Genomic DNA, 257 nt, shown 5'->3' on the forward strand with positions numbered 1-257 from the left:
CGATTCTATCCCTGGAATAGGACGTTTAACAGCTATTACATTAATAGCTGAAATAGGTGATATTAATGGTTTTCTAAAAACTAAACACCTAGTTGCATTCTTTGGTATAGATAGCTCTGTTAATGAGTCTGGTAAGTTTAAAGGTAATCAAAATAAAATTTCAAAACGCGGAACTAGAATTGGTCGTAGAGCATTATATGCTGCTGCACTAGCCTGTATAAGAACAAACCGAAACGGAGTCCCTATTAATAAAATAT

General features: G+C 33.9%; 1 protein-coding gene. It reads left to right on the plus strand.

Translation table 11 applies throughout. The features are described 5' to 3' along the window. A partial coding sequence (locus tag ACQRD5_RS17375; protein WP_427747137.1) for an IS110 family transposase occupies nucleotides 1-257 on the plus strand: 257 nt, incomplete at both ends.

Origin of the sequence: Clostridium sp. SGI.024 (assembly GCF_050315195.1) — a bacterium.
Lineage (GTDB): Bacteria > Bacillota > Clostridia > Clostridiales > Clostridiaceae > Clostridium.